Annotated in this window: 10 protein-coding genes; 3 read left to right on the top strand and 7 right to left on the bottom strand. The window is 74.2% G+C overall.

The features are described 5' to 3' along the window. Positions 1 to 2,749: 2,749 nt before the first annotated feature. The 4 genes from AB0G20_RS33785 to AB0G20_RS33770 all read right to left on the bottom strand — a co-directional run bounded on the left by AB0G20_RS33785 (position 2,750) and on the right by AB0G20_RS33770 (position 5,493). Positions 2,750 to 2,908: a DUF6760 family protein gene (locus tag AB0G20_RS33785; RefSeq protein WP_361309098.1), complete on the bottom strand. Its 159-nt coding sequence runs from the start codon at positions 2,906 to 2,908 to the stop codon at positions 2,750 to 2,752. Next, complete coding sequence (locus tag AB0G20_RS33780) at positions 2,905 to 3,399, bottom strand: hypothetical protein (protein ID WP_361309096.1); 495 nt, start codon at positions 3,397 to 3,399, stop codon at positions 2,905 to 2,907. The genes AB0G20_RS33785 and AB0G20_RS33780 overlap by 4 nt, the downstream gene beginning before the upstream one ends. Continuing rightward, positions 3,399 to 3,842: a phage tail protein gene (locus tag AB0G20_RS33775; protein ID WP_142159014.1), complete on the bottom strand. Its 444-nt coding sequence runs from the start codon at positions 3,840 to 3,842 to the stop codon at positions 3,399 to 3,401. Before AB0G20_RS33775 ends, AB0G20_RS33780 begins: the two co-directional genes overlap by 1 nt. A gap of 61 nt (positions 3,843 to 3,903) precedes the next feature. Next, complete coding sequence (locus tag AB0G20_RS33770) at positions 3,904 to 5,493, bottom strand: phage tail sheath subtilisin-like domain-containing protein (protein ID WP_361309092.1); 1,590 nt, start codon at positions 5,491 to 5,493, stop codon at positions 3,904 to 3,906. 241 nt (positions 5,494 to 5,734) lie between these two features. Here AB0G20_RS33770 and AB0G20_RS33765 point away from each other — a divergent pair, with 241 nt between their 5' ends. Both AB0G20_RS33765 and AB0G20_RS33760 read left to right on the top strand, forming a co-directional pair. Then, entirely contained in the window at positions 5,735 to 6,346 is a 612-nt protein-coding gene (locus AB0G20_RS33765) for a DUF4157 domain-containing protein (RefSeq protein WP_361309090.1), read from the top strand. 153 nt (positions 6,347 to 6,499) lie between these two features. Next, a complete protein-coding gene (locus tag AB0G20_RS33760) occupies positions 6,500 to 7,921 on the top strand; it encodes an RICIN domain-containing protein (protein ID WP_361309088.1) in 1,422 nt (473 codons plus the stop codon). A 13-nt stretch (positions 7,922 to 7,934) separates the two neighbouring features. On the opposite strand, the gene AB0G20_RS33755 is transcribed toward AB0G20_RS33760, so the two are convergent. From AB0G20_RS33755 to AB0G20_RS33745, 3 genes are all read right to left on the bottom strand, one after another. Further along, positions 7,935 to 9,920 (bottom strand): AAA family ATPase, encoded by a 1,986-nt coding sequence (locus AB0G20_RS33755; protein WP_361309085.1) that lies wholly within the window; start codon positions 9,918 to 9,920, stop codon positions 7,935 to 7,937. Then, positions 9,917 to 10,603 carry a DUF4255 domain-containing protein gene (locus AB0G20_RS33750; protein WP_361309082.1) on the bottom strand — a complete coding sequence of 229 codons (687 nt, stop codon included), beginning with the start codon at positions 10,601 to 10,603 and terminating at the stop codon, positions 9,917 to 9,919. The genes AB0G20_RS33755 and AB0G20_RS33750 overlap by 4 nt, the downstream gene beginning before the upstream one ends. Before the next feature lie 152 nt (positions 10,604 to 10,755). Further along, a complete protein-coding gene (locus tag AB0G20_RS33745) occupies positions 10,756 to 11,424 on the bottom strand; it encodes a response regulator transcription factor (RefSeq protein ID WP_361309079.1) in 669 nt (222 codons plus the stop codon). Positions 11,425 to 11,715: 291 nt separating this feature from the next. Here AB0G20_RS33745 and AB0G20_RS33740 point away from each other — a divergent pair, with 291 nt between their 5' ends. Continuing rightward, positions 11,716 to 14,640 (top strand): AAA family ATPase, encoded by a 2,925-nt coding sequence (locus tag AB0G20_RS33740; RefSeq protein WP_361309077.1) that lies wholly within the window; start codon positions 11,716 to 11,718, stop codon positions 14,638 to 14,640. The last annotated feature ends 23 nt before the right edge of the window (positions 14,641 to 14,663 follow it).

Raw genomic sequence — 14,663 nt, 5'->3', positions numbered from 1 at the left:
TCGTCCGCTGTACGTCTGCGACCGGCGGCGGCTGAGCGTGGGGGTGCTTGGCCGGTGCCGGTGCCGAGGGGGAGGGGGGTGGTGTGGGGGTGGTGGTGGAGGGGGTGCTTTGGGAGTGGGATGCCGGTTCTGCGCCGGGCGAAGCCGTGCGGCTTCGATTGCCTGGCGTCGGCGCGGTGGTGGGCGACGTGGAGCCGGCGTTCGATTGGGTGCCCTGGGCATGAGATGACCCGACGGCACGGGTCGCGGGGGTGTTGGACTGCTCGCCGGGCTGCGGTGTCGTACCGCTGCTGACGGCCGGGGGATGTGGCGCCCGGCCGGAGTCGGCCGGGCGGCGCTGGACGGCCGGGAGCGGTGCCCTGGGACCGTCGGAGGTTGCGCGCGCAGACCTGGCAGGGGGCGACGGGGTGCTCGCGGGGTTGCCGGGGGCGGGGCGTCGCGCTTCGGCCGGGCCTGGCGGGGTGGCCGGGCTGGTGGGTGGCTGGGTGGAGCTTTCCGCGGGGCGTCGTGGTCCTGCCGGGTCTCGCGGGGTGGCCGGGCCGGAGGGTGGCTGGGTTGGCCGTCCCGTGGGGCGTTGTGGTCCGGCCGGGGCTGAGGGCGTGGTCGGGGTGAGGGGCGGCTGTGCGGGCGCTCCCGTGGCGGCCGGGCCGTTGTCGGTGTTCGTGTCGCTCCTCGGGGCGGCCGCCGTACGGCTGGGGGCGGCCGGGGTGGCAGCAGCGGACGGCACTTCGCCGTGCCCGGGTGCACTCCGGTCGTGGCCGCGCACCGCGTCACGCCGGACTGCGGGCATGCGCTGTACCGGGACCTGAGTGCCCGACGGTGCTGCCGTGTTGCTGTCGGGCTGGAAGGCTGTGTGCTGCACCGGGAGTTGGGAGTCGGGTGGTGCGCTTGCGGACCTCGTCGGGGTGCTGGGCTCCGCTGCCGCACGGGTGCCGGGCGCCGGGGCCGTTCGCTGGACCTGTACGTCCTCGGACACGCCCGGGGGAGGGAGGGCCGACCGCTGCACCGAGACGTCACGGGAGCTGGGCGATGCCGCTGGGCGGGGCATGCGCTGCACCGGGATCTGAGTGCCTGACGGTGCTGCCGTGTTGCTGTCGGGCTGGAAGGCCGTGTGCTGCAACGGGAGTTGGGAGTCGGGTGGTGCGCTTGCAGACCTCGTCGGGGTGCTGGGCTCCGCTGCCGCACTGCTGCCGGGGGCCGGGGCGGTTCGCTGGACCTGCACGTCCTCGGACGCGCTGGTGCTGCTCAGCCCTGGCGCGGGGGCAGAAGGTCGGCTGCCCGGCATCGGGGGGATCGCGTGCGGTTCGGGCGGTGCGGCCTCCGAGGTGGTGGGGACGTGTGCCTGACCGCTGCCGGTTGTCGTCGGAGTGGCACCCGCTGTGCCGCCCTTGGAGGGCCTGACAGCTCCAGGCGCTGCCGGAAGCGTCCGTCGTTGTACCGGAGTTGCCGACGTCTTCGTCAACGACCCCGGCCGGGACAGCTGATTCGTCGGCACGGGCGTCACTCGGAGACCGGATGCGGGCGGCGGAGAAGCAGTTCGGGCCGACGGCACGGGAGTGGTCGGGCCACCTGTCCGTCGCCCCGGCCGCGCAGCCGAGGGAGTGCGCTGTGCTGTGGCGGGCGTGGGCGGGCCCGTAGGGGTCGACGTTCCCACGCCCGTCCCGCTGCCCTGGCGTGTGGGACGGGCAGCGGGGGAGGGCGGCGCGGCCGACGGCGGCCTGCTCGTGAGGGCCGGCGTCGGGCCCACCCCGGTCACCGGGGCAGCGCCACGGCCGGAGGAAGCGGCCACGGGCCTCACCGTCCTCACCGCGCCCGGCGAGGAGCCCGCGGACGCGGACGGCGCGCGGCTGGGCGTCCGCTGCACGACAGGTCGATTCCCAACGCCCCGACGAGCACTCGGAGTTGCGTCCACCACGGCACCGGAAGCCGGGACCCCAGGCATACCGGCAACCTCAGATCCGCCGCCTACCTCAGGCCTGCCGGCCACTTCAGGCCTACCGGCTACCCCAGGCCTGCCGCCGACTTCAGGCCTACCGGCGGCCCTAGGCCTGCCAGCTCCCTCACGCCTACCGACTACCCCAGGCCTACCGGCGACCCCAGGCCTACCGGCCGCCTCAGATCTACCGGCAGCCCCAGGCCTGCCAGTTCCCTCACGACTGCCGGCTACCTCAGGCCTGCCGCCGACTTCAGGCCTACCGGCAACCTCAGACCTACCACCAACCCCAGGGCTACCAGCCACCTCAGGCCCCCCGACCACCCCCGCCCCCATAGGCGGAAGCGCCCGCAGCGGCACCGCCGGTGGGCGCTGCGGCAACGGCTCCGGACCCGCCAACGGCAGTGCACCCGCGCGGCGTTCGAGGCCCGAGACCGGACGGCCGGCCGTCGGGCGCGGTACGTCACCGAGTACGGCGCTCGACTGCCCGTCCAGGACCGCGTGGGACGCCATGCCCATGAACGACGGGTTCTGCCATGTCGACAACCGTCCGCCGAACCCCGCGTCCGCGACCCCGGACCGCTGCCCAGGATTCAGCGCACGCTGTATCGGCGGCAGCCCCGACCAGGAGGCGGTCACCACAGGCCCGGCATCCGCCCGCGAGGCGATGCCCGGCCCGCCCGTACCGGCATCGGACCGTGCCTCGGCATCCGGCCCACCGGCGGACGGCACGGCACCCGCAGCCACCTCGCCGCCAGGGCCGGAGGCATCGGCCTCGTGTCCCCACCCCCGCAACCGCCCCAGGAATCCCATCCCTCAGCCCTCCGCCCCGGCACGCGTCACCAAAGACGCGATCTCGTTCGTGAACCGGCGGCGGTCGTGGTGTTCCAGGTCCAGGATCTCGTCCATGCCCCAGTGGAAGTGGTAGGCGACGTACGCGATCTCCTCGTGCAGCCGGTCGGTCGCGTACGTCACGATTCCCCCAGGCGGCTCCCGCCGAGTTCCACCTCGAAGGGCTCCGTGCAGTGGGGGCACTGCACGGCCGCGCGGGTGTGGCCCTCCGCGTTGATCTGGCGGTAGAAGTCCTGCAGGAACGCCAGGTCGGAGGCGAACATGTTCTCCACGATCCCGTCGTGGACCATCGGCAGCGTGCCGAGCCGGGTGATGACCCGGCCCAGCAGGACCACCGACAGGTACGCCGGGTTCTCCTGGACGCGGACGTCCCGCAGCGGGACCAGTTCGTCCCTCGCCGTCGACAGGCGCATGACGCCGTCCCGGTGCACGGTGCCCGCGTCGTCGACGTAGCCGCGCGGCAGCTGGAAGGGGAACTCGGTGCGCAGGTGGTCCTGTTGGAGGAGCGGAGCCTGCGCGGGGGCGGCGGAGTCCCGGGCCGGCTCCGGCCCGGGCTCCGCAGCGCCCGGCGCCTCCGGCGCGGCCCCGCCCGCCCTCGCAGCCGTACGCCGCATTACTCGATGACCAGTTCTTCGAACACGATGGTGACGGTCTCCGTGAGGGCGGCAGCCTCGCCGGCCTTCACCGTGCTCGTGTCGATCTTGCTGCACCAGGCGTTGCGGAGGTTGTACCGCTTCACCGGGTTGTCCTCGAAGTCCATCATGATGATCGAGGCGTTCTTGCGGGCCGTGGCCATCCGCCCGGCGATGGAATCGTTGATCCACTGGGTGAACGACGCCGACTGGGTCATGCCGCGCACGACGGTGCACTGCCCGTTCTTCTGCACGCCCGGCAGCAGGGCCACCTCGGACCTGCCCTGCGCGGTGTTCTGCTGGTAGGTGATGACGTCCTGTTCGAGGGTGAGGCCGCTGACCTCGGCGAGGTACTCGACCATCACACCGTCGATCTGGAGGCCGAAGTTGTGTGAGGTGAGGGCGTCACCCGGCTGGAGACTCATGTGTGGGATGTCCTTGTGACAGAGGTCGTGAGGGGGGTACGGGGGCGGGGGCCGGGGCGGGTCACTCCTCCAGCTCCCCGTTGCCGCTGGAGAACTGGGCCAGGCGGAAGATCACGAACTCGGCGGGCTTGACCGGGGCGATGCCGATCTCGCAGACGACCCGGCCGACGTCGACCGACTCGGGCGGGTTGGTCTCCTCGTCGCACTTGACGTAGTACGCCTCCTCGGGCCGCTGCCCGAAGAGCGCTCCGCTGCGCCACTCGTTGACCAGGAACGCCGAGATGTTGCGGCGGATCCGGGCCCACAGGTTGTGGTCGTTCGGCTCGAACACCACCCACTGGGTGCCGATCAGGATCGACTCCTCCAGGTAGTTGAAGTACCGGCGGATGTTCAGGTAGCGCCAGGCCGGGTCGGAGGAGAGGGTGCGGGCGCCCCAGACGCGGATGCCGCGGCCCGGGAAGGCGCGGATGCAGTTGACCCCGATGGGGTTGAGCAGGTCCTGCTCGCCGCGGGTGATCTGGGTCTCCAGGTCCACCGCGCCGCGAACGACCTCGTTGGCGGGCGCCTTGTGCACCCCGCGCTCGGCGTCGCTGCGGGCCCAGATGCCGGCGACATGGCCGCTCGGCGGAACCAGCCGCGCGTGGCCGCCGGCCGGGTCGAAGGTCTTGATCCAGGGGTAGTACAGGGCCGCGTACTTGGAGTCGTAGCCGGCGGTCTCCTGGCGCCAGACGCGGATCTGGCGGGCGTTGAGGCCCGGCGGCGGGTCGATGACGGCGACCCGGTCGCCCATCAGCTCGCAGTGCGCGATCAGCCCGAGCTGGACCGCCTTGACGGCCTCCAGGTCGATCGCGCCGCGCTGGTAGGCGGCCATCAGGTCGGGCACGGCGACCATGGAGATCTCGTCCACGGCCTCCAGGCCGCCGAAGCCCGTGCGGTCGGCGGAGTCGCCGAGGTACTGGGCCGGGCCCGGCTGCGAGGTGTCCGCGGGCTCGGCGGGGGCGGCGGTCGGCGCGGGAGCCGGGGCCGCCAGGGCCACCGTCTGGTTGTCCGGGCGGGCCAGCTGCGCGGCCGGCGCGGCCTCGGTGACGGTGATGAGCTTGGAGCGCTCCTTGACCTGCGTGACGACGTAGTTGCGGCCGCCCTTCTTGGCGGTCACGTCGAACGTCTCGACCGGCTTGCCGTCGTCCTTGACGATCAGCTTGAACCGCTCGGCGGGGCCCTCGCCCTCGGGGTCGGCGACCTCGACGCTCAGATCGCCCTGCGCCACGGCGGTGACGGTGAACGTGCCGAGCTGCTTCGGCTCGCCGGCGGGCAGTGCGGCCGGGGCGTTCGAGCGGCCGGTGACGGCCGCGGGGCCCTGCTCCGCGTCGGCGGGAGCGCCCTCGGGTGAGCCGCCCACGCGGACGACGTACGCGGCGGAACCGCCGTTGTTGAAGAAGCCGTAGACGGAGTGCGCGAGGTAGTACCCGTCGGTGAACTCACCGAAGGCCGCCACGTACTGCGTCCAGTTGGTCACCAGTGTCGGCTCGTTCAGGGGACCGGTCGGCGCGAGCCCCACGAAGGCCGCCACCGACGTCCCCACCCCCTCGATCGGGCGCGAGCCGCTGGCCACCTCCTCGACGTAGACGCCGGGCGACAGGTAGGACGGCATGCTCTGCTCTCCTCGGGGTACGAGACACGAACACCTCCCACCCTCACGCGCGCCCGACCGCCGCCGAAACGGCCTTCGGTGCCGGAGCGGGGGCAATGCCGTTGCCCGCGAGGGCAGCCGAAGGCGCCCCCGGACCCCGGCACGGCGGCTCTGCCCCCGCAGCTGCCCTCCCGGCCCTCTCGTGCCGCCGCCCGGGCGGGTACAGCTGACGGGTCAGCCGTAGATCATCGAGGGGAACGCCGTGCACGCACACGGAACACGGGGCGGGCGGGCCGCCGACCGGGACGAGCGCCGCGCGGACGCGCCCGGCGCGCCGGCCCACCGGATGCTGGCCCTGCAACGCATGGCCGGCAACGCGGCCGTGACCCGTGCCGTCGAGGAGGAGCGGCACGAGCACGACGGGAACTGCGGGCACACGCCCTCCGTGCAGCGCCGCGCCCTGGTCCACGACGTCCTGAACACCCCGGGAGAGCACCTGGACTCCGGGCTGCGGACCGAGATGGAAGCCCGGTTCGGCGGCGCCGACTTCAGCGGCGTACGCGTGCACAAGGGGCCCCTCGCCCAGGAGTCTGCGGCGGAGCTGGGCGCGAAGGCGTACACCTCCGGCGCCCATGTCGTCGAGGGCGCGCCGCTGACCAAGGAGGACTGGGCGCACGAACTCACCCACTACCAGGACCAGATGGCCGGTCCCGTCCCCGGCACGGACAACGGCGCCGGAGTGCGGGTGTCCAAGGAGAACGACTCGGGTGAACGGCACGCGGTGGAGAACGCCCGGCGGGTGATGAACGGGCCGGTGCCCGCCGTCCGGCGGACACCGGACGAGAGCGGCGACGGCGGCTCCGATGCCCTCTAGGGGGCTTCTGATGGATCTCCGCGGCGTCGCAAAGACGGCGGACCGGGCCGCAGACGCCCGGACCGGACGGCCCCGCAGCGTGGCCCGTTCGGTCATGTCATCGTGCCCTCACGCTTCCTGACGCCCCGTCGGGGCCCGGCTAGCGTCGCGACAGTGAGCCTGTGGACTTCCCTGGAACCCGCGTCCGCGACCGTCGACCCGGGCAGCGTGACGCGCGTGCGACTGCGCCTGCGCAACACCGGCGACGTCGTCGACGAGTACCGCTTCGAACCGGTCGGGCCCGTCGCCCCCTGGACGACGGTCGAACCGGCGGCCCTGCGCCTCTACCCCGGCACGACCGGCACGGTGGAGCTGACGTTCGCGCCGCCGCGGACGCCCGACGCCACGGCGGGGCCGAACCCGTACGCGGTGCGCATCACGCCGACCGAACACCCCGAGGCGACGACCGTCCCCGAGGGGAACCTGACCATCACCCCGTTCACGGAGGTGCGGGCGGAGCTGGTGCCGCCCACGGTCAAGGGGCGCTTGCGGGGGCGGCCCCGGCTGGCGGTCGACAACGTGGGCAACACCAGACTCACCGCGTCCCTCAGCGGCAGCGACAACGGCGACGAGCTGTCGTACGACCTCACCCCGGGCAACGTCCAGATCGAGCCGGGCCGGGCCGCCTTCGTCAAGGCCACGCTCAAGCCGAAGAACATCATCTGGTTCGGGTCGAAGGAGCAGCGGCCCTACACCCTCACGGTGCAGCGCTCGGGCGCCGAACCGCTGCCCGTGGAGGGGACGTTCGTCCAGCGCGGGTTCCTGCCGCGCTGGCTGGCGACCTGCTTCGGGATCCTGTTCGCCCTCGCGTTCACCTTCCTCATGCTGTGGATCACCTACAAGCCCGCGGTGGCCAGCAAGGCCAATCCCGGGGCGGCCGTGGAAGCGGGCAGCACGCTCGCGCCCTCGCCGACACCCACCCCGGCCCTCACCTCGGCCCCGCCGCCACCGTCACCGACCCCGCAGCAGCCGGAGGGCGGCGACGGCGGCGGCAACGGCGGCGGCGGAGGCGGGGGCGCCCCCAAGCAGACCAAGAAGCCCCCCAAGCCCGTGGTGCCGGCGGAGAACATCCTGCTGCGCAACCCCACCACCAGGAAGTGCGCGAGCCTGCCGGGCACCGACAAGGGCAAGATCGACGGACGGGTGCAGCAGTACGCGTGCAACGAGTCCCCGCAGAGCAACCAGCGGTGGAATCTCGAGGTGAGGTACCCGGACAAGGGGCCGGGCGGGCAGGCGCTCTTCCAGATCCGCAACGTCAAGGACCAGCTGTGCGTGGACCTGCCCTACTACGGGGCAGCCCCCGTGCGGTCTCCGATCACCGAGTACACCTGTGACGGCACGACCCGCGACAACCAGCTGTGGTGGCTCGACAAGCAGCCGAGCGGCTCCTACTGGATCCGCAACTTCGCCAGCAACAACAAGTGCCTGGACGTGGCCGGCTACAGCACCGGGGGCGACGGCACCAACCTGACCCTCTTCGACTGCTCCAACACGGACGACCAGGAATGGGACATCGTGAAGCCGTCGGAGAGCTGACGCCGCGGGGCCGCTACCAGGTGCCTTCCCCCGGCACCAGGCGGCCGGCCTTGCGGTACTCACGGCGGGCGCCCTCCAGGAGGTCGCCCGCCGTGACCTTGTCCCCGCGCCCTGCGGCCAGGTACGCGGCGGTCACCACGGCGCTGCGGATGGAGCCGCCCGCCAGCTCGAAGTCCTCGGCCACCGGGCCCGGTTCGATGCCGTCCCCGCCGGGCACGTGCGACAGGCTGTGCCGCCACAGCGCGAGGCGCTGCCCGGCGTCCGGGAACGGGAAGTCGACCACCAGGTCCAGGCGCCGGGTGAACGCCTCGTCGATGTTGGCGCGCAGGTTGGTGGTGAGCAGCGCGATGCCGTCGAAGGACTCCAGCCGCTGGAGCAGGTAGGAGCTCTCCAGGTTGGCGTACCGGTCGTGCGCGCCCTTCACCTCGGACCGCTTGCCGAAGACGGCGTCGGCCTCGTCGAAGAGGAGCACCGCGTCGGTCCGGTCGGCCTCGGTGAAGATGCGTTCGAGGTTCTTCTCGGTCTCGCCGACGTACTTGTCGACCACGGACGACAGCTGGACGACGTACAGGTCGAGGCCGAGATCGGCCGCCACCACCTCCGCCGAGAGCGTCTTGCCGGTGCCGGAGTCGCCCGCGAACAGGCCGAGGACCCCGCGGCCCCGGCCGCCGCCCGCGCTGAGCCGCCAGTCGCCGAGGACCCGCTCCCGGTGGCGGGCGCGCAAGGAGAGTTCCCGCAGCTGCGCCAGGGGCCCTTCGGGCAGGACGAGGTCCCGCCAGTCGACGGCGGGCCGGATCCGCCGGGCGTGCTGCTCCAGGCCGGAGGCGGACTGCCGGCGGGCGGCGAGACGCAGGTGGCCGGGGGAGAGCGGAGCACCCTCGAACGCGGCGAGGTCCAGGGCCGCGCGGGCGGCACGGGCGATGTGGTCACCGGCGAGGCGGTACGGGGCGACGGTCGCGGCCAGGTCGAAGTCCGGTTCCCCGCCGAGGGCGGCCGCCCAGGCGTGCACCGCACCCGCACGGCGCGGGGGAGCGTCCAGGACCAGCGGGTCCCCGTCGCACCACTGGGGGTCGTACGGGCGCGTCCCGGTGATCAGCACGGGAACGTCGTCCGCGGCGGCCAACTGCTTCAACAGCGGGCCCGGTTGGTCCGGCAGCCCGGTGACGACGACCGCGAGGCCGCTCAGCCGCGCCTCGCGCAGCAGATCGGGGACCCGGTCCTCGGGCCCCGAGAACCGTACGGCCGTGAGGCCCGCAGCCCGCAGGGCGGTGGTGACGCCGGGCAGTCCGTCGCCCTCGCGGCGCTCCCGGACGTACGCGGTGAGGGGCACTCCGGTGGTCAGGCGGGCGGCCAGCAGGCCGGTGAAGCGGGTGAACTCCTCGTCGTCGCCGGGGACGGCGTGCGGCAGCGGGTGAAGGTGCCCGGCGAGTGCCGCGTCAGGGGTGTCGTCGCCGAGCAGATGCGCCACGAGCCGGTCCGGTACCCGCAGCGAGCGGCTGAGGAAGGGCCGCTCGGGCTCCTCCACGGTGAGCAGCCCGAGCGCGGACAACGGGGCCGTGGGACGCAGCCGCGCCCGCGCCTCGGCCAGGTGGACGGGGACGCCGCACAGGTCGAGGGCGAGGGCCACGGTGGCCCGCCGCCTGCTGACGTCGTCGTTGAGGTAGCCGTACAGCGGCTCGAAACCGCGGTCCAGGTCCGGGGCGAGGGCGATGAGGAGCAGCGCGCTGTCGAGCTCCGTCAGACCGAGCCGGGCGGACAGCTCGGCCAGCCGGTCACCGGGCGGCCCGTCCGGGTCGGGGCAGGTGAGCGGCAACGGCTCGGCCGGGCGCAGCAGATGCCGTACGGCCTCGTCCGACAGGTACAGGCCGCGCAGCGGGTCACCGGCCGTGGGGTCGCCGGCCGACCGGTGCTCCACCAGCAGGGCGGCCTGGTTCCGCAGCCCGGTGAGGCGGGCGAGGAGCGCGGTGGCGGGAGCCTCCTCGGAGGTCCGGGTGCTCATGTCGCCGGTTTCCGTCCCCGGCCCGCGATCCGCCGCGCCCTCCTGCGGGCCTCCTCGGCCGCCGCGACCTGCCGGGGACTGTGCGCGCGTTCCTCCGTGCCGGGCGTGCCGTCCAGGGCACCCATCCGTACGGCGGCGCCCTCGGTGACGGGCGGCCCGGCGTCGTACTCGGGGTAGGCCGGGAAGGGCGCGGTGACCACGAGGTCCAGGGACGGCTTGAGTTCGCCGCCGAGGGCGGACCAGATCTCGGCGAGGGAGCGCGACTCGGTCTGGATGCCGGCCACCGACACCGGGATGGTCATGCCCAACGCGGCGAGCGAACCCGGGAGTTCGGAGGGCGGCAGCAGCTCGCGCGGGATCAGCGTGGCCAGCACGGCGGACAGCAGCCGGTGCTCGTCCTGGGGTTGCTTCGTCCATGCCGTCACCAGGTACGACAGGCGGAACCAGCGCGGCGGCTGACGGCGCTTGACGATGACGTCCCGGTCGTCCCGGACCGGGAGCTGCCCCCGCTGGCGGCGGTTGACGTCCTCACGGATGTCGTAGAGATACGCGTTGATGGTGGGGGCGTTGCGGCGGGCGGCCCAGTCGCGCGTCGGGGCGTCGAGGGCGATGTCGATGCCGGAGCCGGCCAGCGCGCCACCGCTGAGCAGGCCCTTGAGGACCTCGTCCACTTCGTGGATCACCGCTGTGCTCCCGCTTCCGCCCTGCTCGCCCGCGTGTCACCTGCCGCCCTCGTCGATCCTGCCCTCCGTGGTGCCCGGGCCCGCAGGGACGCCGGGGACGGCGGCGGGGCAGAAAACGCTGCCCACGGGGGCGATTTCGGATGCCCGTTCGGTCAGATGTAGCCTTCCCGCAGGGCATGCGCCACGGCGTGCGCCCGGTTGCGCAGGTGCAGCCGGGTGGTCAGCCCGTGCATCACGTTCTTGACGGTGCGTTCGGAGTAGGACAGCTTGCTGGCGATCTCACCGGTGTCGAACCCCTCGGCGACCAGGCGCAGCACGTCCACTTCACGCGGTGTCATCCCCGATGCCGGAGCTCCGGTACGGCCCGCGGCGCCGCGGTGCAGGGTGCCCACCTGGTTGATGAGCCGGCCGAGCAGGTCGGCGGGCAGGTCGCCGTCGCCGCGGGCGGCCGCGAGCACGGCCTGCACCAGCCGGGTCGCGGTGGCCTCCCGCCGCCACACGATGGCACCGACCCCGCACTCGATCACGTCGAGCAGCTCCGTCTCCCGCAGGGCACCCACGACCAGCACCGCCCGCGCGCCCTCGCTGCGCACCAGCCGGCGCAGCCGGGTCAGCGCAGAGTCGTCGAGCACGTCGTCGATGAGCAGGGCCACCGTGCCGGGGCCGGACCCCGTCTCCTCCCGCAGGTCGATCTCCGGGAACCGGCGCAGCTGGCTGACCGCCCCCTCGCGTGAGATCGGGTCCGCGGCATGCACCACCACGGGTATCCGGACCGCGGGGTCGGCCGCGCCGGGGCGTGTGGTCCGCGATGAGCTGAGCAACCGTTTCCCCTATGTCCGCGTGCGCGCCGGCTTTGTGGGGCCGGTGGCTGATGTGCGCTCATCAGCCTTCTGTGGCGGGTGGGCCGGGCGCAATCGTGGAGGACCACGAGGGGGACCACGAGATCGGGGAACGCCCGGGACCACGATCCGCCGTGCACGAGGCGGATCGTGACGGCCCGTTCGGTTGCGCCGGGGCCGGATTCCGCCGCCGTGGTTCTTGTCACGGCACCGGCCCCGCGTAGAGGCCGTCCTCGACGGGGGAAGACGCCACGTCCGACCAAGGAGGCAGGAATGCCCGATCCGCAGCGCGAGCAGCCTGGCAGGTTACGGCCCGACCTGCCCGGCGAACACCGCGAAGCCGCCGCCCTGCTGGCCGCCGGAATCGCCCGGGCACGGTCCGGAACGGGCAGCCTCGTGCTGCTGCGCGGCGCGACCGGCACCGGCCGGACCAGCGTCCTGGAAGCCGCCGCCGAGGACGCCGCCGCCCAGGGCATGCGGGTACTGCGCTCGCGCTGCGCCCCGGGTCTCGCGGCCGGGCCCTTCGCCGCGGTGCGCCAACTGCTGGATCCGGTCGCCGGGTTGGAGACGCCCGACCCGGCCGGAGACGAACGCGAGCAGGCCGCCCAGCTCTGGCGGATCCTGCACGCGCACGCCGCTGAGTCCCCGATGCTGCTCGCCGTGGACGACGTCCACCTGGCCGACGGGCCCTCGTACCGCTGGCTCGTCGAGGCGGCCCGGCACGTGGGCCGATTACCCCTGCCGGTCCTGCTGGCCGTCACCGAGCGCAGCCAGTACGACATCGACCCGCCCGCCCCCGGCTTCACCCACACCCTCTCGCCCGCCCTCGTCGACACCCACACACTGGCCCCTCTCGCCGCGGACTCGGCGACGCGGCTGGTGCGCGCGGAGCACCCGGACGCGCCCGCCGAGTGGATCGAGGCCTGCGCCCGGGCCGGCGCGGGCAGCCCGCTGCTCCTGCGAGCGCTCCTGGACGACCTCGGGGCCGTGGTTCCGCAGCCGGCGGCAGCGGACCGGGTTGCCGGGCACGCCCCGGCGGACGCGGTGGGCACCCCCTCCCGTCAGCCGGCTGACCACCTCAGTGCCCCCGGCCCCGCCACCGACCGACTCACGCCCACCCCCTACCCACCCGTCCCCGCAACCTCCGCCGCCCTCTACCCCGGCTCCTACCCGGCCGCCGTGCACTGGTGGCTGGACAGCGCAGGGCCCGCCACGGCCGAGGTCGCCCGGGTGCTCGCCGTGCTCGAAGAGGGCGACAGCGGGGCGGAACCGGCCGCTGGCGACCCCGGGGGGTCCTGGTCCCTGGCCGGGCTGCTCGCCGAGGTCGCCGGGGCCGATCCGGCCCGGGTGGCGGGCTGGCTCACGGCGATGACCGGGCTCGGCGTCCTGCGCCCCGGCCCGGACGGCCATCCCCGCTACGCCCATCCGCTGCTGCGGGACGCCGTACTGACGGGCGTTCCCGACGCCCGGCGGCGCGCGGTGCACCGGGCCGCCGCCGAGGCGATGCTGCACCGCGGCGCCCCCACTCAGGCGGTGGCCCGGCAACTGCTGCTGTCCGGCCCCGTGGGTGCCCCCTGGGCCCCGGCCGTGCTGCGCGACGCCACCGCCCTCGCCCTGCGCGACGGCCGCTCCGACCAGGCCGTCGTGTTCCTGCGCAGGGCCCTGGAGGAGCCGCTTGCCGAGGACCACCGGCAGCGGATCCTGACCGAGCTGGGTTCCCTGGAGTGCGCGGGCCGGGAGCTCTCGGCCGGGATGACCCGGCTCACCGAGGCGCTGCGGCTGCACGGCACGCCGCAGGACCGGGTGCGTGCCGCCGTGGCCCTCGGCACCGCACTGGCCGGACGCGGCCGGACCCGGGCCGCCGTGGAGGTGCTGCGCACGGTGGACGGCCAGCTCTCCGGGCACCCCGACCTGGGAGCCACCCTGCAGACCGCGTCCGCCCTGCTGTCCGACCAGGACCAGACGGTCCGCCAGGACGTGTACCGCTGCCTCGCCGACACCGCCGAGCACTCACCGGAACTCGTCGGCCCCGCGGCCCGGGCCCTGCTCGTGCGGTACGCGGCCACGGCCGCACTGACCTCGGCGGACGACGCGATGCGGCAGGTGCGGGCCCTGCTCGCCGAGCCCGCCCACCCGCTGACCGAGCCGTTCCTGCTGGGGACGGCCGCCGCCGTCGCCCAGTGGGCCGACGAACTCGACGAGGCCGACCGCCTCGTGGACCGCGGACTGGCCGGCCAGCGCCCCGACCTGCTGCACCCGATGCACGCGGCCCTGCTCAACACCCGGGCCGACGTCGCCGCCGCGCGCGGCGAGTACACGCTGCTGCCCGCCGAACGGCCCGCGCCCGCCCACGGGCCCTCCAACGTGCACGCCACCACGCTGATCGCCCTCGTGGAGACCGGCCGCGCGCAGGAGGCCAGGCGTCTGGCGGACGGTTTCGACCTGCGCGAGGCGCCCGACAGCTGGGAGCTGAACCGGTTCCTGTACGCGCGGGGCGTGCAGCGGGCCGCCGCGGGCGACACGGCCGGGGCGCTGCACGACTTCCTGGAGTGCGGCCGCCGCCAGACCGCCCGCGACGTCGTCAGCCCGGTCGTCACGCCGTGGCGTTCCGCCGCCGCCGAGTGCCGGCTCGCCCTCGGCAGCCCCCGGGAGGCGCTCGCGCTGGCCGAGGAGGAGCTGCGCCTGGCCCGGGTGTGGAACACGCCCCGCACGGTGGGCCGCGCCCTCAGGGTGCTCGGCAAGGTCACCGGCGGCCGCCGGGGTCTGCGCCTGGCCGAGGAGGCCGTAGATCTCCTCACGGACGCGCCGGCCGCCGCGCAGGGGGAGCTGGTGGCCGCGCTCCTCGCGCAGGGGCGGCAGCTGACCGCCGCCGGGGAACGCGCCCGGGCCCGGGAATGCCTGCGGACAGCGGCCCAACGCGCCGAACGCCTGGGCGCGGTCCGGCTGCGGACGCTCGCGGAGGAGGCCCTGCGCGAAGGCGGGGCCCGCCGCGCCGCCACCGCCCGCACCGGGTCCGGCTCCCTCACCGGAAGCGAGCTGCGCATCGCCCGCCTGGCAGCCGACGGCCGCACGAACACGGAGATCGCCGGCCTCCTCCACCTCGCCCGGCGCACCGTGGAGACCCATCTGACCAGCACGTACAAGAAGCTGGGCATCCGGCGGCGGGCCGAGCTCGGGCAGGCACTGAGCGGAGACTGACGCCTTCCTCCCGAAGATGATCA

The organism is Streptomyces sp. NPDC024017 (assembly GCF_040638895.1).
In the GTDB taxonomy this organism is placed as follows: Bacteria; Actinomycetota; Actinomycetes; order Streptomycetales; family Streptomycetaceae; genus Streptomyces.
This window is presented reverse-complemented; position numbering and strand designations above follow the sequence as displayed.